Annotated in this window: 21 protein-coding genes and 2 tRNA genes; 11 read left to right on the forward strand and 12 right to left on the reverse strand. The window is 73.0% G+C overall.

The window, feature by feature from the left end; translation table 11 throughout:
• Position 1 precedes the first annotated feature (1 nt).
• The 5 genes from ABZV00_RS09075 to ABZV00_RS09095 all read right to left on the reverse strand — a co-directional run bounded on the left by ABZV00_RS09075 (position 2) and on the right by ABZV00_RS09095 (position 4495).
• Positions 2–1492: a phosphatase PAP2 family protein gene (locus ABZV00_RS09075; RefSeq protein ID WP_355603297.1), complete on the reverse strand. Its 1491-nt coding sequence runs from the start codon at positions 1490–1492 to the stop codon at positions 2–4.
• An 80-nt stretch (positions 1493–1572) separates the two neighbouring features.
• Positions 1573–2574, reverse strand: coding sequence for a YihY/virulence factor BrkB family protein (locus tag ABZV00_RS09080; protein ID WP_328425126.1), 1002 nt, complete (start codon positions 2572–2574; stop codon positions 1573–1575).
• Positions 2567–3571: a diacylglycerol kinase family protein gene (locus ABZV00_RS09085; RefSeq protein ID WP_355603300.1), complete on the reverse strand. Its 1005-nt coding sequence runs from the start codon at positions 3569–3571 to the stop codon at positions 2567–2569. Before ABZV00_RS09085 ends, ABZV00_RS09080 begins: the two co-directional genes overlap by 8 nt.
• Before the next feature lie 109 nt (positions 3572–3680).
• Positions 3681–4259, reverse strand: coding sequence for a Clp protease N-terminal domain-containing protein (locus ABZV00_RS09090; protein ID WP_328426397.1), 579 nt, complete (start codon positions 4257–4259; stop codon positions 3681–3683).
• Entirely contained in the window at positions 4259–4495 is a 237-nt protein-coding gene (locus ABZV00_RS09095) for an HTH domain-containing protein (protein WP_074318164.1), read from the reverse strand. The genes ABZV00_RS09090 and ABZV00_RS09095 overlap by 1 nt, the downstream gene beginning before the upstream one ends.
• Before the next feature lie 157 nt (positions 4496–4652).
• On the opposite strand from ABZV00_RS09095, the gene ABZV00_RS09100 reads away from it, so the two are divergent.
• The 6 genes from ABZV00_RS09100 to ABZV00_RS09125 all read left to right on the forward strand — a co-directional run bounded on the left by ABZV00_RS09100 (position 4653) and on the right by ABZV00_RS09125 (position 12340).
• Positions 4653–5087 carry a VOC family protein gene (locus tag ABZV00_RS09100; RefSeq protein ID WP_355603303.1) on the forward strand — a complete coding sequence of 145 codons (435 nt, stop codon included), beginning with the start codon at positions 4653–4655 and terminating at the stop codon, positions 5085–5087.
• Positions 5088–5226: 139 nt separating this feature from the next.
• Entirely contained in the window at positions 5227–6087 is an 861-nt protein-coding gene (locus tag ABZV00_RS09105; protein ID WP_355603306.1) for a universal stress protein, read from the forward strand.
• Positions 6088–6157: 70 nt separating this feature from the next.
• Positions 6158–8551: a phosphoketolase family protein gene (locus tag ABZV00_RS09110; RefSeq protein WP_355603308.1), complete on the forward strand. Its 2394-nt coding sequence runs from the start codon at positions 6158–6160 to the stop codon at positions 8549–8551.
• A gap of 10 nt (positions 8552–8561) precedes the next feature.
• Positions 8562–9419 (forward strand): universal stress protein, encoded by an 858-nt coding sequence (locus ABZV00_RS09115; RefSeq protein ID WP_328425118.1) that lies wholly within the window; start codon positions 8562–8564, stop codon positions 9417–9419.
• A gap of 124 nt (positions 9420–9543) precedes the next feature.
• Positions 9544–10566 (forward strand): nitroreductase, encoded by a 1023-nt coding sequence (locus ABZV00_RS09120; RefSeq protein WP_355603311.1) that lies wholly within the window; start codon positions 9544–9546, stop codon positions 10564–10566.
• Between the two features lie 40 nt (positions 10567–10606).
• On the forward strand, positions 10607–12340 hold the full coding sequence (locus ABZV00_RS09125) for a GAF domain-containing sensor histidine kinase (RefSeq protein ID WP_355603313.1): 1734 nt from the start codon (positions 10607–10609) through the stop codon (positions 12338–12340).
• A gap of 15 nt (positions 12341–12355) precedes the next feature.
• Here the strand turns inward: ABZV00_RS09125 and ABZV00_RS09130 are convergent, their stop codons facing one another.
• On the reverse strand, positions 12356–12994 hold the full coding sequence (locus ABZV00_RS09130) for a response regulator transcription factor (RefSeq protein WP_355603316.1): 639 nt from the start codon (positions 12992–12994) through the stop codon (positions 12356–12358).
• 227 nt (positions 12995–13221) lie between these two features.
• Here ABZV00_RS09130 and ABZV00_RS09135 point away from each other — a divergent pair, with 227 nt between their 5' ends.
• Positions 13222–14196, forward strand: a complete 975-nt coding sequence (locus ABZV00_RS09135) for a nitroreductase (RefSeq protein ID WP_355603318.1) — start codon at positions 13222–13224, stop codon at positions 14194–14196.
• Between the two features lie 42 nt (positions 14197–14238).
• Here the strand turns inward: ABZV00_RS09135 and ABZV00_RS09140 are convergent, their stop codons facing one another.
• Positions 14239–15234, reverse strand: a complete 996-nt coding sequence (locus tag ABZV00_RS09140) for an NAD-dependent epimerase/dehydratase family protein (RefSeq protein ID WP_355603321.1) — start codon at positions 15232–15234, stop codon at positions 14239–14241.
• Positions 15235–15336: 102 nt separating this feature from the next.
• Positions 15337–15990 carry a TOPRIM nucleotidyl transferase/hydrolase domain-containing protein gene (locus ABZV00_RS09145; RefSeq protein ID WP_355603324.1) on the reverse strand — a complete coding sequence of 218 codons (654 nt, stop codon included), beginning with the start codon at positions 15988–15990 and terminating at the stop codon, positions 15337–15339.
• A gap of 174 nt (positions 15991–16164) precedes the next feature.
• Between ABZV00_RS09145 and ABZV00_RS09150 the strand changes: the two genes are divergently transcribed.
• Positions 16165–16677, forward strand: coding sequence for a nitroreductase/quinone reductase family protein (locus ABZV00_RS09150; protein WP_355603327.1), 513 nt, complete (start codon positions 16165–16167; stop codon positions 16675–16677).
• A gap of 35 nt (positions 16678–16712) precedes the next feature.
• Here the strand turns inward: ABZV00_RS09150 and ABZV00_RS09155 are convergent.
• Together ABZV00_RS09155 and ABZV00_RS09160 are read right to left on the reverse strand one after the other, a co-directional pair.
• Positions 16713–16787: transfer RNA gene (locus ABZV00_RS09155), tRNA-Val, on the reverse strand.
• 46 nt (positions 16788–16833) lie between these two features.
• Positions 16834–16906 (reverse strand) — tRNA-Gly (locus ABZV00_RS09160).
• 148 nt (positions 16907–17054) lie between these two features.
• Between ABZV00_RS09160 and ABZV00_RS09165 the strand changes: the two genes are divergently transcribed.
• A complete protein-coding gene (locus ABZV00_RS09165) occupies positions 17055–17324 on the forward strand; it encodes a DUF6458 family protein (protein ID WP_355603330.1) in 270 nt (89 codons plus the stop codon).
• 108 nt (positions 17325–17432) lie between these two features.
• Here the strand turns inward: ABZV00_RS09165 and ABZV00_RS09170 are convergent, their stop codons facing one another.
• The gene (locus ABZV00_RS09170) at positions 17433–18248 is read right to left on the reverse strand and encodes an isocitrate lyase/phosphoenolpyruvate mutase family protein (RefSeq protein WP_355603333.1); all 816 of its coding nucleotides are present in this window, start codon (positions 18246–18248) and stop codon (positions 17433–17435) included.
• Between the two features lie 70 nt (positions 18249–18318).
• Between ABZV00_RS09170 and ABZV00_RS09175 the strand changes: the two genes are divergently transcribed.
• On the forward strand, positions 18319–19299 hold the full coding sequence (locus tag ABZV00_RS09175) for a DUF5937 family protein (RefSeq protein WP_355603335.1): 981 nt from the start codon (positions 18319–18321) through the stop codon (positions 19297–19299).
• Between the two features lie 42 nt (positions 19300–19341).
• On the opposite strand, the gene ABZV00_RS09180 is transcribed toward ABZV00_RS09175, so the two are convergent.
• Positions 19342–19923, reverse strand: a complete 582-nt coding sequence (locus tag ABZV00_RS09180) for a TetR family transcriptional regulator (RefSeq protein WP_355603338.1) — start codon at positions 19921–19923, stop codon at positions 19342–19344.
• Positions 19924–20106: 183 nt separating this feature from the next.
• Here ABZV00_RS09180 and ABZV00_RS09185 point away from each other — a divergent pair, with 183 nt between their 5' ends.
• A complete protein-coding gene (locus ABZV00_RS09185; protein ID WP_355603340.1) occupies positions 20107–20838 on the forward strand; it encodes a GNAT family N-acetyltransferase in 732 nt (243 codons plus the stop codon).
• The last annotated feature ends 7 nt before the right edge of the window (positions 20839–20845 follow it).

Below are 20845 nucleotides of genomic sequence, written 5' to 3' on the forward strand. Positions count from 1 at the left end.
CTCAGTCCGCCCGGCCGGCCCGGGCCAGCTCGTCGTCGAGGGTGTCCACGTCCTCCGACTCGATGCTCGGTTGGTTGCCCTCCCGCACGTCGGCGTTCGGCCGGATGACCAGGTAGAGCAGCCCGATCCAGAGCGCGGAGAGCAGCATCGCGCCCATGAAGTCGGTCGGGTGGTGCATCCCCCGGTACATCCGGGAGGTGGCCACCCCGACCGGCATGATCACCGCCAGGGCCACGAGGATCCAACGCCACCAGCGATCGGTACGCGGCAGCACGATGACGGCGATCGCCAGCCAGATGCAGATGGTCGCCGCGATGTGCCCGGACGGGAACGACGAGGTGGGCATCTGCCCGTCCAGGTTCTCCACCGCCGGGCGCGGCCGGTCGACCGCCCGGGCGGAGGCGAGGAAGAGGGTCAGCTCGCCGACCATCGCCAGCGCCACGAACAGCACCGGCCGCCAGCGCCGCCACACCGCCAGCACCAGCGGGCAGAACACCAGCGCGATGAGCAGGATGGCGTGGGTGTCGCCGAACTTGCTCCACCACCAGCTCACCTCGGTCAGCACCTCGGTGTGCCGGTCGGCGAACCAGCGCGGCACCTCGGTGTCGAGGGTGTCGAAGAAGGTGCCCTTGGCGTGGTAGCTGACGTACGTGCCGAAGGCGTACAGCGCCCCGAACACCAGCACCCAGCCGACCAGCAGCTCGGCCACCGCCGAGCGGGGGTGGGCCAGCACGTGCTCCTCGGCCGGGGCGGGGGCGATGTCATGCCCGGCCTCCGGCTCCAGCCCCTCGGTCAACGGCGGGACCGGGCGGCCCCGTTCACGCCGCCACAGCTGGAAGGCGTACGAGGTGACACCGAGCCAGGCGGCGCCGAGCAGCCAGCCGGCCAGCACGTCGGAGACGAAGTGCACGCCCAGCGCGATCCGGGTCAGCCCGATCAGGGTGACCAGCACGCCGACCGCGACGATCGCCGGCTTACGCCAGCGGGGCGCCATCGCCGGCAGGAAGACCAGCAGCAGCGCCCCGTACGCGACGAACGAGCCGAGCGCGTGCCCGCTCGGGAAGCTGTTGCCCGGGGCGCTGGCGATCGGCAGGTCCACCACCGGGCGGAGCCGGCCGACCAGCGTCTTCAGCGACGGGTCGAGGATCAGGCCGCCGACCCCGGTGATGATCAGGTAGACGGCCAGCCGTGGCTGCCGCCGGATCAGCAATCCGACCACGGCGATGGTGACCAGCCAGATGAGGATCGGCCGGCCGCCCAGGTCGGTCACCGCCTGGAGCACGGTGACGAGTGCGTGGTGCGGGGCGACGAGATCGTTGAACCAATCGGCGACCGCGTGGTCGGCGTCCTGCAACGGGCTCCACCGCACCCGGACGAGCAACAACAGCAGCCCGAAGGCCACCCCGGCGCCGGTGACGGCCGCCAGACCAGCGATGCTCCGCTCGGCGAAATGCCCGATCGGACGCCGCACCACCTCTTTGACCGCGGTCACCCCGCACCTCCCTTGTCTGCCTGGCGGTGCGCTTTACCCGATCGGCGCCTCCCGTACACGCGGACGTCGGACGGGGGCGGCTACAGGGCCGTCATGTCCCCGGTGTCGAAGAGCTCGGCACGGTCGGCCTCCGGCTCCCAAAGGTCAGGTTGGGCGGGCTCCTGCACGCCGATGCGCAACGCCTCCAGCTGGGCGGCGAAGGCCAGCCCGCCGAAGAGCGCCATGCCGGTGAGGTTGGCCCAGAGCAGCAGCGCCATCATCCCGGTCAACGCGCCGTAGGTCTGGCCGAAGTCGTCGCTGAACCGCACGTACGCGGCGAGCAGCAGGCTGGCCAGCCACCACAGCGCCGTGGCGATGCCGGCGCCGAAGAACAGCCAGGAGAGGCCGGGCTGCTTGCGGCGCGGCGCGCGCCGGAACAGCACCGCCACGGCGAGCACGGTCAGCCCGAGGCTCAGCGGGAAGCGGATCACGTTCCAGACGCCGTTGGCGACCGCACCCCACTCGTAGTGCTCCCGTACCGAGTCGCCCACCGCGCCGCCGGCGACCAGGATCAGGAAGCCGGCCAACGCGGGCAGGCCGGCGGTGAGGGCCAGCACGGCGGCACGGAAGTACTTCCGCAGCGCCGGGCGGTCCCGCTCCACGCCGTAGATGCGGTTGGCGCCCCGTTCGATCTGGGCCATCGTGGTGGTCAGCGCGACCAGCCCGGTGAGCAGGCCGAGGGTGAGCGCCAGTTCGCCCGCGTCCTCGACACGTTCGCCCTCGCCGAGCAGCTCGGCGACCACCTGCTCGCTCTGGCCGGGGGTGAGCGCCAGGACGGTGTCGGCGACCACGCGGCCGCCCTCTTCGACGCCCAGCTCGCTGATCAGGCCGGTGAGGGCGATCATGAACGGCACCACGGCGAGGCAGAGCTGCAGCGCGAAGGCCCGGGCGTGGCTGAACCCGTCGCCGTAGCGGAAACGGATGAAGGCGTCCCGCAGCAGGTGCCAGCCGCCCTGGCGGCGCAGGGTGTGCCAGGCGTCGTCGGCGGACAGCTCCTCGTCGGCCATCAGCCGGGTCTCCGGCACGATCCGGGTGCTACTCACGGCGCGCTTCCTCGATCAGCTGCTCGCCCCGTTCCCCGACTCGCTGCGCGTCGACGGCCAGGTCGGGGGCGTCCTCGGGCTGTGGCACGCAGAGCCAGAGCGCCTGGGGCCGGACCTCCGCCCGCAGCTGCCGGCCCGGGGAGATGAGGTCGCCGTCCAGCTCCCGGGGCTGGGCCCGGTTGCTGGTGACCACCACGCGCCGGCCGCGGAACACCTCCATCTGCGGCACCCGGCCGTTGCGGCGGATCACGGCCCAGCCGAGCGCGAGCCAGTGTCGCAGGTTGCGTGGGGTGAGCACCGCGATGTCGAGCCAGCCGTCGTCCGGCTCGGCCTCGGTGAGCAGCCGCACGCCGCCTTGGAGCCGGCCCACGTTGGCGATCAGCACCGAGCGGGCCCGGCGGCGCACCGGCGGGCGGTCGTCGATGCGGATCTGCACCCGCATCGGCCGGTCCCGCAGGTGCCGGGCGGCACCCACCACGTACGCCGGCCAGCCGATCCGGGCCTTGGTGGTCTCGGAGGTGGCGGCCAGCATCTGGGCGTCGAAGCCCATGCCGGCCATCACGGTGAAGTACTGGTCCTCGACGGCGCCGACGTCGAGCAGCCGTCGGCCGCGCTCGATGGCGACCTGCAGCCCGGCGGCCATGTCGGTGGAGAGACCCAGGTTGGCGGCGAGCAGGTTGCCGGTGCCCTGGGGCAGCACGGCCAGCGCCACGTCCGTGCCGACCAGGCCGCTGACGCAGGACATCACGGTGCCGTCGCCACCGCAGGCGAAGACCAGGTCGACGCCGGCCTTGACGGCCTGCTCGGTCTGGCCGCGCCCGGGGTCATCGGCAGTGGTCTCGAACCACTGCGGCTCGGGCCAGCCGGCGGCGGCGAGGGCGTCGTTCACGGTGCGGCGCAGCTCGTCGAGATCGTCGACCTTCACCGGGTTGACCACGACGGCGGACCGCAGCCCGCCGTCGCCGCCCGAGGGCCGCCTTTCCTGTCCAGCATCCACGGCGCCAGTGTGCAGCACCGGTACGCCTTCAGCGAGCCCACGAGCGGCCGGCGTCGGAAGTGCCACAGACAGGTTTCAACACGCCTGCCGCTGTTTCACGCGACCGCTGTCAGGCCGCCGTCCGCAGGGCGCTCTCCACCCGTCGGCGCAGATCGTCGAGGTCGGCCCCGGCCTCGGTGAGCACCAGCGCACCCAGGCCCTGGCCCTCGCGGAGCACCCCGAGCAGGATGTGCTCGGTGCCGATGTGGCGGTGACGCAGCCGCAGCGCCTCCCGCAGCGACAACTCCAGCACCTTCTTGGACCGGGGCGAGAACGGCCCGCCGAGGAAACGCCGGCGGCCCCAGCGGCGGCGCGGTGCCGGCACAGCCTCGCGCAGTGCGTCCGGGCCGAAGGATTGCTCGATTCGGGCCACGATCGCGGCCAGGTCGATGCCGATCTCGCGCAGCGCCGCCGCGTCCGCGTCGCCGAGGCCGGCGCCGCCGCTGGCCGTGTGTCGGCGGACCCGCTCGCGCAGGTCGTCGGCGCGTACCCCGGCGTCGGCCAGCACCCGGCTGGCCAGGCCGGCCTCGTCGGCCGTCAGGGCGAGCAGCAGGTGCTCGGTGCCGACCGGCCGCTGGCCCTCGGCCCGCGCCTCCTCCAGCGCCCGGTGCACCACGTCGCGCGCCCGGTCGGTGAACCGTTCGAACATCACGCCTCCCAGGATTGATTGACCGCCGGCCGCCCGGCGTGCTTCTTGTGCACCGCCTGCCGGCTGACCTCGAGCGCGTCGGCGATCTCCTGCCAGGACCAGCCCTGTCGACGGGCGTTGTCCACCTGGACCACCTCGAGCCGCTCGAGCAGCCGGCGCAGCGCGCGGACGGCGCGCAGCCCGACCCGGGGGTCGGTGCTGCCGGCTGCCGCCGCGAGTTCCGTCGCCTGACTCATGCCGTCAACATACGTTGACAGCGCCACTCGCGTCAACCCCAGTTGACGAACGGCGCCGCCAGGAATCAACTGTGGGTGCTCAGCGAGGTTGATCCGTTCTCACCACCAGGGGCGGGTCCGTGGAGACAACGACAGACCCCGCCCCTATGGTGGACCGATGGCGTCGGTCAAGCAGTTCCAAGTCACCTTCGACTGCGCAGAGCCTGAGCGCGTCGCCCGCTTCTGGTGCGAGGTGTTGGGGTACGTGGTACCGCCGCCACCCGAGGGATTCGCCACCTGGGACGAGTTCGATCGCGCGCTGCCGCCCGAGCAACAGGGTTCAGCGTTCGCATGCGGTGATCCCTCAGGTGTCGGCCCGCGACTGTTCTTCCAGCGCGTTCCCGAAGGCAAGGTCGTCAAGAATCGGCTGCATCTTGACGTGCGGGTCGGCACCGGGCTCGTGGGTGAAGAGCGCCTGGCCGCACTTGAGGCCGAATGCGCACGACTGGTCCCGCTCGGCGCGGCACGCGTGCGACTACTGCTTGCCGATGGCGACAACGAGTCGTGCCTCGTGATGCAGGACATCGAGGGCAACGAGTTCTGTCTCGACTGAGTGGCCACGAACGTGGCACCTTCGCTGAGAACCCACATCGACAGCACCCCCGATCCGGCCCACCATCGTGACCACCCGACTACCCTCGGTCAGGGACAGCGTGGTCGTGCCGGGCGCGACGCCCGGGAGGTGATGTCGGATGGCCGCATCCGCCGATGCAGCGGTGCTGGTCGGTCTCGGCTCGGACCGCGACCTCCCGGTCGTCCGACTGGCCGCACAGGAGGCCGCCACCCACGGCCGGCCGCTGCACCTGCTGCACGTCTTCGACTGGCAGGCGGCCTTCGCCGCGGACACCGTCGCCGCGCCCCGGGACCACGCCGAAGACCTGATCACCCGGGCCGCCCAGCTCGCCCACGAGGTCGAGCCGGGACTGACCGTACGCGGCGAGATCATCGAGAACGCCATGCTGCTCACCCTGATCCGCCGGTCGGAGGCGGCCTTCCTGCTCGCGGTCGGCGACAGCGGGATGGCCGGCAGCGGCGAGTGCGTCGCGTCCGACACGCCTGCCGTGCAGCTGGCCGCACGGGCCGGCTGCCCGCTGCTGGTCGTCCGCGACGACCCGCCGCCGCCGGGCCCGATGCTGGTCGGGGTGGACGGCTCGCCCAGCTCGACCCTCGCCCTGCAGTGGGCCTTCGAGTGCGCGACCCGGCGCAGCGCCCGACTGCTGGCGCTGCGGGTGGTGGAGCCCGACGAGGACACCGCCGAGGTCACCGATCAGCTCACCGAGCTGATGGCCCGCCACGCCGCCCGCCGCACGGAGGTGCCGGTCGAGTGCCGCGTCATCCGCGGCGCTCCCGAGCAGGTGCTGGTCGACATGTCGCGCTCGGCGCAGCTGACGCTGGTCGCCGCCCGCGGCGACGAACCGGGGCGTGGAATGCTCGGTTCGGTCGCCCAGTCCCTGCTCTACCACTCCCCGGCCCCGGTGATCGTCGTCCGCGGGCTGACCGACATTCCGCTGACTGGGCCCGACGTCCGCCCGACCCGGGACCAACGGCCCTGACCCTGGGGCGTCGGCGGCGACGAGGCTGGACGCCGGACGCCCCACTCCTACCCGCGAGAGGTTCAGCATCATGGACACCGCTCTCGACGCGCGCCGTGCCCTCACCGACGACGAGCTGCGCCGGCTGGACGCCTACTGGCGAGCCGCGAACTACCTCACCGTCGGGCAGATCTACCTGCTGGGTAATCCGCTGCTGCGGGAGCCGCTGACCGTCGACGACATCAAGCCGCGGCTGCTCGGTCACTGGGGCACCAGCCCCGGGCTCAACCTGATCTACGCCCACCTCAACCGGGTGATCGTGGCGCGCGACCTGAACGCCATGCTGGTCACCGGCCCCGGGCACGGCGGCCCGGCCATCGTGGCCAACACCTGGCTGGAGGGCACCTGGTCGGAGCGCTACCACGACGTCTCGCGCGACGAGGCCGGGATGGCCCGGCTGTTCCGGCAGTTCTCCTTCCCGGGCGGCATTCCCAGCCACGTGGCGGCGGAGGTGCCGGGCTCGATCCACGAGGGCGGCGAGCTGGGGTACGCGTTGAGCCACGCCTACGGCGCCGCCTTCGACCACCCGGACCTGGTGGTCGCCTGTGTGATCGGCGACGGTGAGGCGGAGACCGGGCCGCTGGCCGGCAGTTGGCTCTCGAACGTCTTCCTCAACCCGGCCCGCGACGGTGCGGTGCTGCCCATCCTGCACCTCAACGGCTACAAGATCGCCAGTCCGACCGTGCTGGCCCGGATCCCCGAGGCGGACCTGCTCGACCTCATGCGCGGCTCGGGCTACCAGCCGTACGTGGTGGCCGGCGACGACCCGGCCCAGGTGCACCGCACGCTCGCCGCGACGATGGACCGTGCGCTGGACGAGATCACCGCGATCCAACTCAAGGCGCGCTCCGGCGGCGCCGTCGAGCGTCCCCGCTGGCCGATGATCATCCTGCGGACGCCGAAGGGCTGGACCGGGCCGAGCGAGGTCGACGGCACCCAGGTGGAGGGCACCTACCGCGCCCACCAGGTGCCGCTGTCCGGGGTGCGGGACAACCCGGCGCACCTGGCCGAGCTGGAGCGCTGGCTGCGCAGCTACTGCCCCGAGGAGCTGTTCGACGCCACCGGCGCGCCGGTGGACGAGCTGTGCACGCTGCCGCCGCACGGCGACCGGCGGATGAGCGCCAACCCGGTCACCAACGGCGGGGTGGTGCTCCGCGACCTGACGCTGCCCGACTTCCGCGAGTACGGCGTGGACGTCCCCCAGCCGGGCGAGCCGATGGCCGGCGCGACCGGTGTGCTCGGCGCGTGGATCCGGGACGTCATCGCCGCCAACCCGGAGACGTTCCGGCTGTTCGGCCCGGACGAGGTCGCCTCCAACCGGCTGGGCGCCGCCTTCGAGGTGACCGACCGGGCCTGGGTGGCCGACACGGTGCCCAGCGACGAGCACCTCTCCCCGGACGGCCGGGTGATGGAGGTGCTCTCCGAGCACCTGTGCCAGGGCTGGCTGGAGGGCTACCTGCTGACCGGCCGGCACGGCCTGTTCACCAGCTACGAGGCGTTCATCCACATCGTCGACTCGATGCTCAACCAGCACGCCAAGTGGTTGAAGGTGACCCGGGGCATCCCCTGGCGGCAGCCGCTCGCCTCACTGAACTACCTGCTCTCCAGCCACGTCTGGCGACAGGACCACAACGGCTTCTCCCACCAGGACCCCGGCTTCATCGACCACGTGGTCAACAAGAAGGCCGAGGTGGTCCGGGTCTACCTGCCGCCGGACGCCAACACGCTGCTCGCGACGATGGACCACTGCCTACGCAGCCGGCACTACATCAACGTGGTGGTGGCCGGAAAGCAGGCGGCGCCGAACTGGTTGTCGATGACCGAGGCGATCCAGCACACCCGGCGCGGCCTGGGCATCTGGGAGTGGGCCAGCAGCGACGGCGGCAGCGAGCCGGACGTGGTGCTCGCCTGCTGCGGGGACGTCCCCACGCTGGAGACGCTGGCCGCCGCCGACCTGCTGCGCCGGCACCTGCCGGACCTGAGGGTGCGGCTGGTCAACGTGGTGGACCTGATGCGACTCCAGCCGGCCACCGAGCACCCGCACGGCCTGCCCGACAACGAGTTCGACACCATCTTCACCGCGGATCGGCCGATCATCTTCGCCTACCACGGCTACCCGTGGTTGATTCACCGGCTCACCTACCGCCGTACCAACCACGACAACCTGCACGTGCGCGGCTACAAGGAGGAGGGCACCACCACCACGCCGTTCGACATGGTGATGCTCAACGACCTGGACCGCTTCCACCTGGTCATCGACGTCATCGACCGGGTGCCCGGGCTGGCGGCCCGCGCCGCGCACCTGCGCCAGCAGATGGTCGACGCCCGGCAGTCGGCCCGCGACTACACCCGCCGGCACGGCGAGGATGACCCACAGGTCGCGGAGTGGCGCTGGGTCCGGGAAATCGACCCGACCAACCCCTGAGGAGGACAACGTGCGCGACTCGGAAATTCTGGTCGGCTACGACGGCTCCACCGACGCCTCGGTGGCCCTGGACTGGGCGCTGGACGAGGCTGGGCGCAGCGGCCAGCCGGTGCGGCTGGCGTACGTCTTCGAATGGCTGACCGTAGCCAGCTGGGTCGGCCCGGGCGTGGCGCCCGGCATCTGGCCGGACGACGCCGCCCGGCGACAGGTGGAGGAGTTGGTCCGGGACGCGGCGGCGAAGGCCGCCGCCGCGCACCCCGGGCTCACCGTCACCGGCGAGGTGTTCGACGGGCCACCCGCCCTGGTACTGCAGGAACGCTCGGCCAAGGCCGGGCTGCTGGTGCTCGGCAGCCGCGGCCACGGCGGGTTCGGTGGGCTGCTGGCTGGATCGACGGCGGTGGCGGTCGCCGCACACGCGCACTGCCCGGTCGTGGTGGTCCGGGACGGGGCCGGCAGCGCACCGGCGGACGCGACGGCCGGGCCGGTGGCGGTCGGCGTGGACGGTTCCGAGCCGTCGCTGGTGGCGCTCGGCTTCGCGGCCGAGCGGGCGGCCCAGCGGCGGGTGCCGCTGCGCGTCCTGCGGGCCTGGACGCCCGGCCCCGGCGGGGCGGCCGGGGTCCCGGACGAGCGGGCCGCGGTGGAGGAGAACGTGGAGCCATGGCGGCGGACGTTCCCCGAACTGACCGTGACCGTCGACCTGGTCCCGGGCAGCCCGGCGGCCATGCTGATCGAGGCGAGCCGCGACGCGCGGCTGGTGGTGGTCGGCAGCCGGGGCCGGGGCGGCCTGGCCGGCATGCTGCTCGGCTCGGTCAGCCAACAGCTGATCCAGCACACCCACTGCCCGGTCGCGGTGGTCCGGGAACGCTGACCCCGGGCCTGGTCCGGCGGGCGTAACGACGCGATGTGATCGGCGCCTGCGGCCCGTGCGGGACTCCCTCGGATGCCAGAGGATGGACCGGCAAGCCGCGCACAGCACCGTGCCGTGAGGCACGATGGGCAGAGATGGAAAGGTCGTGACCATGAGTCAGGAGAGCCAGCTGACCACCGCGCTGGCGGAGGCCGCCGCCACCGCTGGCCACGCCCCCTCGCTGCACAACACCCAGCCGTGGCGCTGGCGGGTGCTGCCTGACGCACTGGAGCTGCGCACCGTCGCCGACCGGCAGCTCACCGCCACCGACCCGGAGGGCCGGCTGCTCGCGATCAGTTGCGGCGCCGCCCTGCACCACGCCCGCCTGGCGCTGGCCGCCGAGGGGTGGCGCGCCGTGGTGGAGCGAATGCCCGACCCGGCCGACCGCGAGCTGCTGGCCCGGCTGACCACCCTCACCCGCGTGACGGCCGACCCGGACGCCATGCGGATGGTGCAGTGCATGCAGATCCGGCACACCGACCGGCGGCCGGTCAGCGACGAGCCGGTGCCGACCGCCGCGATCGGGGAGATCACCCGGGCGGTCACCACCGAGGGCGGCCGGTTGCAGATCCTCGACGGCGACCAGGTGCTCGAGCTGGCCGCCGCGGCCGGGCACGCCGACACCGTCGAGGCCGAGGATCCGCAGCTGCGCGCCGAGCTGGCGTACTGGACCAGCAGGGCCGGCACCGGCACCGGGCTGCCACCGGAGGTGCTGCCCGAACAGCCTCCGCAGACCACCGTGCCGGCCCGCGACTTCGGCCACCCCGGCGGCCTGCCGATCGGCCCCGGCCACGACCGGGCCGCCGTGTACGCGATGCTCTACGGCGACGAGGACGAACCGGACAGCTGGCTGCGCGCTGGCGAGGCGCTCTCCGCCGCCTGGCTGACCGCCACCCGGCTCGGCGTCTCGCTGGTACCGCTCAGCTCGGTGGTGGAGGTGGAGGGCACCCGGCAGAGCCTCCGGCACCTGCTCGCCGGGCTCGGCTTCCCGTACCTCGTGCTGCGATTGGGGATCGCGGACCCGACGCACGCGGGCCCGCCGCACACCCCGCGGCTGACCACCGAGCAGGTGATCGACACCACCGCGGTACGCGGCGAGCGGGGTTGACGGTTCTGGCCACGGCGATCATCGGCGATACCATCGCTCGATGACCAACAGCGCCCCGCAGCCTCGTCAGGAAGCCCACGTGACCCCGTCGCTCGGGCTGAGCCCGCTGCCGCGGGTCCGCCTCGACGAGTTGCTCCAGGAGATGCTGGACCGGGTCGGCGAGGTCGTCACCAGCCGGGAGCGGCTGCGCGCCCTGCTCGACGCGGTGGTCGCCATCGGCACCAACCTGGACCTGCGCAGCACCCTGCAACGCATCGTGCAGGCGGCCTGCGAGCTGGCCGGCGCCCGGTACGGCGCGCTGGGCGTGGTCGGCCCGGACCGGCTGCTGCACGACTTCATCGTGCACGGCATCTCCCCCGAGGTGCACGCCCAGATCGGCGACCTGCCACACGGGCGGGGCGTCCTCGGCCTGCTCATCGACGACCCCCGGCCACTGCGGATGCCGGACATCACCCAGCACCCCCGCTCCTACGGCTTCCCGGCCAACCACCCGCCGATGCACAGCTTCCTGGGCGTGCCGGTGCGCATCCGGGACCAGGTGTTCGGCAATCTCTACCTGGCCGAGAAGCAGGGCGGCGCGCAGTTCACCGAGGACGACGAGGAGATCGTGGTCGCGCTCGCCGCCGCGGCCGGCGTGGCCATCGAGAACGCCCGCCTGTACGCCCTGGCGCACCGGCGGGAACGCTGGCTGGCCGCGACCGCGGAGATCACCTCGGTGCTGCTCGGCGAGGTGCGTCGCACCGACGCGCTGGCGCTGGTCGCCCGCCGTGCCCGGGAGGTCGCCGAGGCGGAGCTGTCGCTGGTGCTGCTCTACGACACCGACAGCACCCAGTTCACCGTGGAGGTGGTCGACGGCGCCGACGAGCAGGCCCGGGCGCTGGTCGGCACGGTCCTGCCGTTCGCCGACACCAGCTTCGGCGCTGCGGTGGCCGAGGGCCGCCACGACCAGGTGGACGATCTCGCGCACGCCGCACCGTGGCCCGCGCTGCTGCACACCGGCCCGGCGGTGATCTCACCACTGGCCACCGCCGAGACCCTGCACGGTGTGCTGGTCGTGGCGCACCGGCCGGAACGCGGCGGCGGCACCAGCGAGGACGACGTGGCCCTGCTGGGCAGCTTCGCCGGGCAGGCCGCGCTGGCCATGGAGCGGGCCCGTGGCCAGGAGGAGCGGGAGCTGCTGGTGGTCCTGGAGGACCGCGAGCGGATCGCCCGCGACCTGCACGACGTCGTGATCCAGCGGCTCTTCGCCACCGGCCTGCAACTACAGAGCGCCGCGCCGATGATGACCCGCCCGGAGGTGGCCAAACGGATCAACGCGGCGGTCGACGACCTGGACGCCACCATCCGGGACATCCGCCGGACCATCTTCGAGCTGCGCACGCCCATGACCGCAGCGCTGCGCACCGAGATCCGCGAGGCGATCGAGCTGGCCGCCGAGTCGCTGGACCACAAGCCCCACCTGGAGCTGACCGGGCCGGTGGACAGCGCCGTCCCGGACGCGATCCGCCCGGACCTCACCGCCGTACTGCGCGAAGCGCTGTCCAACGCGGTCCGCCACGCGCAGGCCGACCAGGTCGCCGTGGCCGTACGCGTCGACGCCGGCCATGTCACCGTCACGGTCACCGACGACGGCGTGGGCTGCGATCCGAGCGCCGCCCGAGGCGGGCTGGTCAACCTCCGCGAACGCGCCGAACGTCACGCCGGCACCTTCACGATCCGCCCGGTCGAGCCGCACGGCACCGAGGTGAGCTGGTCCGTGCCGCTGCGCGACTGATCGGCGCGGGTCGGGTCAGGGGGTCTTGCCGAGCAGGCGGGTGGCCAGGACGGCGGCCTGGGTGCGGCGCTCCAGGCCCAGCTTGGCCAGCACGCTGGAGACGTAGTTCTTCACCGTCTTCTCGGCCAGGAACATCTTCCCGGCGATCTCCCGGTTGGTCATCCCCTCCGCCACATACTCCAGGATCCGTCGCTCCTGCTCGGTGAGCGACTTCAACTCGCGCGGCTGCTCGACGCCGTTGCGGATGCGCTCCAGCACCCGGGTGGTGATCGCCGGATCGAGCAGCGACTGCCCGGCCGCCACCCGACGCACGGCGTCGACCAGGTCGGTGCCGCGGATCTGCTTGAGCACGTACCCGGCGGCGCCCGCCATGATCGCCGCGAACAGCGCCTCGTCGTCCTCGTACGAGGTGAGGATCAGGCCCTTGATGGACGAGTCGACGGCGCGCACGTCGCGGCACACGTTGATGCCGTTGCCGTCGGGCAGCCGTGCGTCGAGGATCGCCACGTCCGGCCGCAACGCCGGAATGCGGCGGGCCGCCTCCTGCGCGGAGCCGGACTCGCCGACCACCTCGATGTCGCCGCTGCTCTGCAGGAGGTCGGCCAGGCCACGGCGGACGACCTCGTGGTCGTCGAGGAGGAACACGCGGATCATTCCTCGTTTCTACCCGAGTCCCGCGTCAGGTGCACGGGCCGAAGGTCCCGATCACACCGGTTCCACCTGCGAGGCCGGGCCAGCGCGACGGTCGGACCCGGGCAGGGGGCCGGTCGGGCACGACGGATCGGGACGTCCGGCCCTGCCCGCCGCCCACCCGACGGGCGGACGGTAGGGGTGCGTCGCCCGCACCATCGGCCGCTGGCACCGGGAAAGGAGCACCCGCCATGGACATCGGCTACACCCCCGCACAGCTGCGGGCCGCCGCCATGGACGCGGTACGGGCACCCTCTCTGCACAACACCCAGCCGTGGCGGTTGCGGCTGCGCGACGGCGGGATCGACGTGCTGGCCGACCCGGCCCGCCGGCTGCCGGCGACCGACCCGAGCGGGTGGGGAGTGCGGGTCGCCTGCGGCGCCGCGCTGTTCAACCTGCGGATCGCGCTGGCCGTCGCCGGCATCCCGGCCCAGGTGCGGCTGCGCCCTGACCCGGCCGAGCCGAACCTGCTGGTCCGGCTGGTGCCGGACACCCCGCGCCCGCCCACCCCCGCGGAGCAGAGCCTGTACGCCGCCATCCCCCGCCGGTTCAGCAACCGGCTGCCGTTCTGGCCGAACCCGGTTCCGGCCGACGCCCGTTGGCGGCTCGGCGAGGCGGCCCGCACCGAGGAGTGCTGGCTGGAGATGCTGATCGGGGTGAGCGCGGTCGCCGCGTTCGGCGAGATCGCCCGAAGCGCGCACCGGGTGCTGGAGCGGGACCCGGCCTACCGGGCGGAGCGCGAGCAGTGGCTACGCCGGGAGCCCGCACCGGACGGCGTGCCCTCCTCGGCCGGCGGCCCGCAGAGCGAGCCGCAGGACGTGCTGCCGGCGCGCGCCTTCGGCGGGCTCGACCGGGCCCCGGGGCGGGACTTCGAGCCGGAGCCGCTGGTGGCGGTGCTCGGCTCGGTGGGCAACACCGCGGTGGACCAGGTCATCGCCGGGCAGGCCCTGCAACGGGTGCTGCTCACCGCCACCGACGCCGGGCTCAGCGTGTCGATGCTCTCCCAGCCGATCGAGGTGCCCGGCGCGCGGGAGCAACTGCGGCTGTCGCTGGGCCGGTTCGGCACACCGCAGATGGTGCTGCGGATCGGGTACGGCCAGCCCGGCCGACCGACCCCACGCCGCAGCATCGACGAGGTGCTGGACCTGCCGGTGGTGCCGGCCTGAGCCGGCATCACCAGCCGCACCCCGTCGACGGCGGACGCCCGGTCAGGCGGTGAGCAGCTCCGCCTCCCGGGCGGGATCCAGCCCCACCGGCTCCCGGGCCGGCCGGCCGGCGCGCGGTGGCACCGACCCCACCGCACGCAGCCAGCGCCAGGTGTCGGCGACGGTGTCGGCCACCGGTCGGCACGTCAGCCCCGCCGCGTACGCCTTCTGCACGCCGCGCTCCTGCATCCACCGGAACTCGTGACCCTCCGGAACCCAGATGGGCAGGTCGTTCCAGGGGACCACGCCGGCGGCCAGGATCGGCGCCGGGTCGGTCCAGTGCAGCCGGGCGCCGGAGCCGGTCACCGCGACGACCGTGTCGAGCAGCTCGCCCATCGTGGTGTGCCCCGGGTGGCTGATCACGTTGAAGGCACCGCCGACCCGCTCGGCGGCGCGGTCCAGCGTCCACGCGGCCAGGTCGCGCACGTCGATGTACTGCACGGGCAGATCCCGGGGGCCGGGCGCGAGCACGTCACCGCCGCGGGCCACCCGCTGCAGCCACCACGGCAGCCGGCCGATGTCCTCCCCCGGCCCGAGGATCAACCCGGCGCGCACCAGCAGCGCCCGCTCGCCGTAGACCTCCGTCGCGGCCAACTCCCCGCCCGCCTTGCACTCCGCGTAGTCTCCCCCGGTGGCGTCGGCGGCGGCCGTGCCCACAGTGGGCGCCTCCTCGCCGACCTGCGCCGGCACCGGCTGGGCGTAGACCGAGCCGCTGGAGATGTAGGCGTAGTGCGGGACCGCGCCGACCAGCGCGCGAGCCGCGTCCCGCACCGCCCGGGGGGCATCGTCCCAGGTGTCGACCACCAGGTCCCATTCGCCGCCCGCCAGCGCCGCCAGGCCGTCCGGCTGCGTCCGGTCACCCCGCAACCGCTGTACGCCGGGCGGGACCGTGCCGTGCATCCCCCGGTTGAACACCGTCACCGACCAGCCGCGGCGAACCGCGTCGGCCACCGTCGCTCCACCCACGAAACCCGTCCCGCCCAGCACCAGCAGTCTCATGCGGTCCACCCTGCCTGCTGGCCAGAGCGGGTGACACCCATGTTCACCGGTAGCGGATCTGCCGCTGGCAGAACCGCTGGCTGACGCGGCAGGTCGGTTGGGCTAGCCGGCGAGAAGGTGGTCCAACGGTCGGGGTACGCAGGCCGGGTCGAGGGCGCGGACGAGCGCGCGGGCGTACCGGGCCTTGCGACCGCTCATGGTGCCCATGAAGCGGCGCAGTTGCCGCTCGACCGACCGCTCGCGCTGCGCGGGCTGGTTCTGGAAGACCCGGAACCTGGCCAGGTCCTTCTCCGCCGCGAGGACCTGCTCGACGCCGGTGCTGCCGAGCGCGCGGATCAGCTCGTCCTCGAGGTCGGCGACGCACACGTAGAAGCCGAGCGCCTCCATCGCCGACCGGGTCAGGCCACTGCCCAGGCCGGCCTGTTCGAGCCCGCGCCGAAAGTAGCTCTCCTCGGCCTCGTCACAGAGCCCCCGCACCGTCAGGGCGAGCCCCTGTGCACCGACGAGCCGCAGGAACCGCCCGACGCTCATGGCGCCCCCGATCGGCACCACACACACGCCCTCGTCGGCCAGGTCACGGTCGCGCCGTGCGGCCAGCGCCTCCACCGCGCACTGGTCGCTGACCCCCTCGACGAGCACGACCGTGGCCAGGCCGTCGCGGGCCAACTCACGGGCCGCCGCGGCGGCCGCTGCGGCATCCGTGCCGCCAGCCGCCCAGGCGCCGACGGCGGCTCGGAAACGGTCCGGCTCTCGCACAGGTCAGAGTCTCGCAACGACCGATCCGGACCGCCACCGGATTGTCGGCGGGCCGCGTCCCGGATGACGTCCTCGAACCGGATGTGGACTTTGGACTCTGTATCTCTGGTCTGACATCGGCAACCTTTAAAGAAGGAAGACGACGCCGCACGAGCCGCGCACTGGGAGGACCCGATGGCACGCTGGCCATATGCCGATGACGAACTCCGGGCCATGTACACCGGAGGGCGCGGCAACTCGACGGCCCGCCGGTTCGCCCGGTTCTGGGCGGTCGTACAGGGTGCCGGCCTGCTGCCCCGACGTTGGGTCACCCTTGAGGTGCCGGGCCGTCGCACCGGGCGGATCACCCGGTTCCCGCTCGGCATGGCCGACCGGGACGGCGTCTGGTACCTGGTCTCGATGCTGGGCAACGACTGCAACTGGGTCCGCAACGTCCGGGCGGCGGACGGCCGGGTCACCATCCGACGCGGCCGCGCCCGGCCCCGCCAACTGGTCGAGGTACCCGTCGAAGAGCGTGCCCCGATCCTCAAGCGGTACCTGCAGAAGGTGCCTGGAGCACGACCACACCTGCCCGTGGACCGCGGCGCACCCCTGACGGCTTTCGAGGCGATAGCGGCGCGCTATCCCGTGTTCCGCGTAGAAGCCGCGACCACACCAGCGCGCACCCTCAGGGAAAAGGGGGAATGAGCGCCGCCGCAGCTCAGCATCACTACGGATGAATCTGGTGGGCGATACTGGGTTTGAACCAGTGACCTCTTCCGTGTCAAGGAAGCGCGCTCCCACTGCGCCAATCGCCCGTGGTGATCGCCCGACCCGACAATCAGGATCGCGGGGCGGATCGCGAGCGGACGACGGGATTCGAACCCGCGACCCTCACCTTGGCAAGGTGATGCGCTACCAGCTGCGCTACGTCCGCACGTCTCCGGCAAGTGCCGGCGACGGGTGAACTCTACCCGATGCCAAGATCGCTGGGCGCGGCACCCTGCGGCCGTGGTGGTTGCGCTGGTTGGTGAGGGGGTACTGAAGGACCTCGACAGCGCACCACACCCCCTAAGGAGGCTGTCGTGGGTATCGGCACCAGCATCTTCCTCATCGCGCTCGGCGCGATCCTCACCTTCGCCCTGGACGCGAGCGTCGGCGGCATCGACCTCGACGTGGTCGGCTGGATCCTGATGGCGGCCGGCGTGCTCGGCCTGATCATGACCACGCTGATCTGGGGTCGCCGCCGCGCGGTGGTCACCACCAGCGAGCAGCCGGTCGAGTACCGGCGGGTCGAGGAGCCAGTGGAGTACCGCCGGGTCGAGGAGCGGCGGGACATCGGCCCGCCGCTGTGATCCGACCCCTGCCCATCGCCGGTGGAGCCGGCAGATCACGCGACGACGGGCTGGCCACCTCGACCGAGGTGACCGGCCCGTCGTCGGCAATGGCCCCGCCCTCCCCGTTCAGCGCATCAACGCGTTGAGCGTGCCGTAGTCGAGGGCGTCCGCCAGCGCGTCGTACGTGCCCGCGCCGAGCGCCTCGTCCGCCGCCCGGCGGGCAACCGCGTACGCGGCCTCCGCGACCGACGAGCCGAGGCTCACCCTGGCCACCCCCAGGCGGGCCAGCTCCCCCACCGCCGGCGCACCCGGCCCGGCGAGCACGTTCAGCGGCGCCGGCACCGCCTGCACCAGCGCGCGGATGGTCACCGGATCGACCACCCCGGGCACGAAGATGCCGTCCGCGCCGGCCGCGAGATAGGCGGTGGCCCGGGCCACGGTCTCGTCCCGGCCGCCGGTGCCGCTGAGGAACGTGTCGATCCGGGCGTTGACGTAGACCGGCAGCCCCGCCGCGTCGGCGGCGGCCCGCACCGCGGCGATCCGGGCGCACTGGTCGGGCACGTCGCGCAACGGCGGGCCGGCCTCGCGTCGGGCGTCCTCGATGTTCACGCCGACGGCACCGGCGTCCAGCACCGCGCGGATGGTCGTACCGACCTCCGCCGGCGTCGCCCCGTACCCGGACTCGATGTCCGCGGTGACCGGCAGCGGCACCGCGGCGGCGACCCGGCCGACCAAGTCGACGGCCGCGTCGCGACCGAGGACGTCGCCGTCCGGGGCGCCCAGGCTCCAGGAGACGCCGGCGCTGGTGGTGGCCACCGCGCGGACGCCGGCGGCCGCCACGATCCGGGCGCTCGCGGCATCCCAGGCGTTGACGAGGACCAGCGGCGATCCGGGGGTGTGCAGGGATCGGAACAGTTCTGCTCGGGTGTGGTGTTCGCTCACCCGGCAAGTCTCGGCCCGCCCCGACCGCCGCAGTAATGTTTCAGTCCCAGCTGAATCCAACGGGGGTGCCGTGGTCGCCATCGGCCTGTCGGCGGGCGCCGTAGCCCGCATCCGGTTCGCCGTCTCCTGCCTGTGGGAGGTCGTCGCGAGCGTCCGGGTGCTGCGCGACCCCGGGGACCACGCCGTCCACCTGCCCTGGGTACGTCGGGTCCGTCCACCGCTGGTCGAGGCCGGATTGGCCGGCCCGGACGGCGGGCTGCTCTGGCAGCTGGTGCCGGCCCCGCCCGGATACCTGGCCGATTTCCTCACCCCTCCGTCCGCCGGTCTCATCCCGGACCTGGCCGCCGAACTGGCCGCCCTGCGCGCCACCCCGGCCGACACCGTCCGCACGCACCTGGACCTGTACCCGGGCGACCGAAGCCCGGCGCTCGCCGCCCTGTACGCCGACCCGCCAGCCGGGCTGCGGCGGCTGGCCGAGGAGATCGAGGCGTACTGGCGGATCGCCCTGGCCCCGCACTGGCCACGGCTACGGCTGCTGCTCGACGCCGACGTCACCGCCCGCGCCCGTCTGCTGGCCGAGGACGGCGCGGCCGTGCTCCTCAACGACCTGCATCGGCAGGTCCGGTGGGAGGACGACACCCTGCTCATCGCGCAGCGGCACTGCCTGGCCCCGGACGTCCCGGACGGGCCGGGGCTGGTGCTGGTCCCGTCGGTCTTCGTCTGGCCGTCCGTGCTGAGTGTCTCCGCCGGGGGCGCGCCGCAACTCGCCTACCCGGCACGCGGGCTCGGCACACTGTGGGAGCGCCCGAACGGCGTACCGGACGCGCTGGCCGCCGTGATCGGTCGCGGGCGGGCCCGGCTGCTCACCGAGCTGACCGGGCCGGTGAGCACCACGGAGCTGGCCCGACGCGCCGGGATGTCGCCCGGCGGGGTCTCCCAACACCTCACCGCGTTGCGCGCGGCCGGCCTGGTGGTGACGCACCGGCGGGGCCGGACACTGCTCAGCGCCCGCACCGACCTCGCCGAGGCGCTGCTCTCCGCGACCGGGTAGGCCATCGCCGCGCGGGGGTGCCGGTCAGCCCAGTGCGGGCGGTCAGCTCAGGCAGCTGAGCGCGACCTCGGCGGAGCGCATCAGGGCCGCTCGGTCCGGGTTGATGGCGCCCATCACCCGCAGGCCCTGGAGGCTGGTCACCAGGAAGGCGGCCAGGTCGCTGGCGCTGCGGTCGGCCGGGATCTGACCCCGCAGCTGCCCCTCGGCGAGCAGGTCGTAGAGCGCCAACTCCACGGACTGGGTGGTCGAGCGGAGTCGCTCGGCGACCCGCAGGTCGTGGTGGGCCCGTTCCATCGATGCCCCGACGATCAGGCAGGCGAGACGCTGACCGTCGCCGGCGACGTCGTCCACCAGGTCGACGAACATCGCACGGACGACCTCGCGGGCGTCGTTGCCCGCGCGCAGCATCTCGACCAGCGGGGCGGCGTAGCGGTGCCGGTAGAGGTCGAGCGCGGCCAGGTACAGACCGTCCTTGCTGCCGAACGCGGCGTAGATCGAGCCGCTGCCCAGGCCGGTCGCCTCCGCGAGGTCACGGATCGAGGTGCCCTCGTAGCCCTTGCTCCGGAACACCTGCATGGCCGCGTCCACCGCGGCGTCGAGGTCGAACTCACGAGTACGGGCCATGCACTCACACTAGCGAATATCTGGAACGTACGCCAAAGTATCGTGCATCACGGCGAGCCCGGTGGGGGCCGCCTTCCGTCCGGCAGATTCCCGAAACCGCAGCCAGCCACACCTCTCAGGGCCGATCATTACTTGTACGTTCGTTCCACATACTGCCCAGAGGCCCGCGTTACGATCCGACTCGTGGAGTTCCTCGACACCGTTCTGGCCGCGCACCGGGCTTACCTGCTCGGCTGGAACATCGGCGAGCCCGGGGACCCCGACCTACTGACCTATCGCAGCGACGTGCCGCACGCGCCCCTCAACGGCGTGCTGCGCGTGACCGGGCGTACGCCGCAGGATGCCCTCACCGAGGCCCGGCGCCGCCTCGACGGCGTACTCCGAGTGTGGTGGGTCGGCCCGGACAGCGACGCTGGCACGGCCGACGGCCTGGCGTCCCTCGGCGCCGTCGATGTCGCCCGTCTGCCGATCATGACCGTGGCGATCGGTGACGCGGCCGACGCTCCGACGCCCGCCGGGCTGCACATCAGCGAGAGCACCGACCTGGACACGTTCGTCCCGGCGTATGCCCGGGTGTCCGGAATCCCGGCGGAGGGCGTGGCGGCGGCGATCGACCGGGAGAAGGCGTTCTCCGGCGACGGCACCGTGCTCAGGCTGGCCGGCCGCCTCGACGACCGGATCGTCGGGACGGCCGTCGCCTGGCTCAGCCACGGCCTGGTCACGCTGTACTTCGTCGGCACTCAGCCCGAGCAGCGCCGGCGGGGCATCGGCGCGGCAATGACCAGGGCCGCGCTCGACCTAGCCGGCGAGCGGGGCGTCCGCACGGCCGCTCTCACCTCGACTCCCGTCGGCGAGCCCGTCTACCGCCGCCTCGGCTTCCGCACCGTGGGCACCTTCCGGCTGCTGACGTTCTGAGCCGAGC

Origin of the sequence: Micromonospora sp. NPDC005173, from assembly GCF_040608515.1 — a bacterium.
In the GTDB taxonomy this organism is placed as follows: domain Bacteria; phylum Actinomycetota; class Actinomycetes; order Mycobacteriales; family Micromonosporaceae; genus Micromonospora.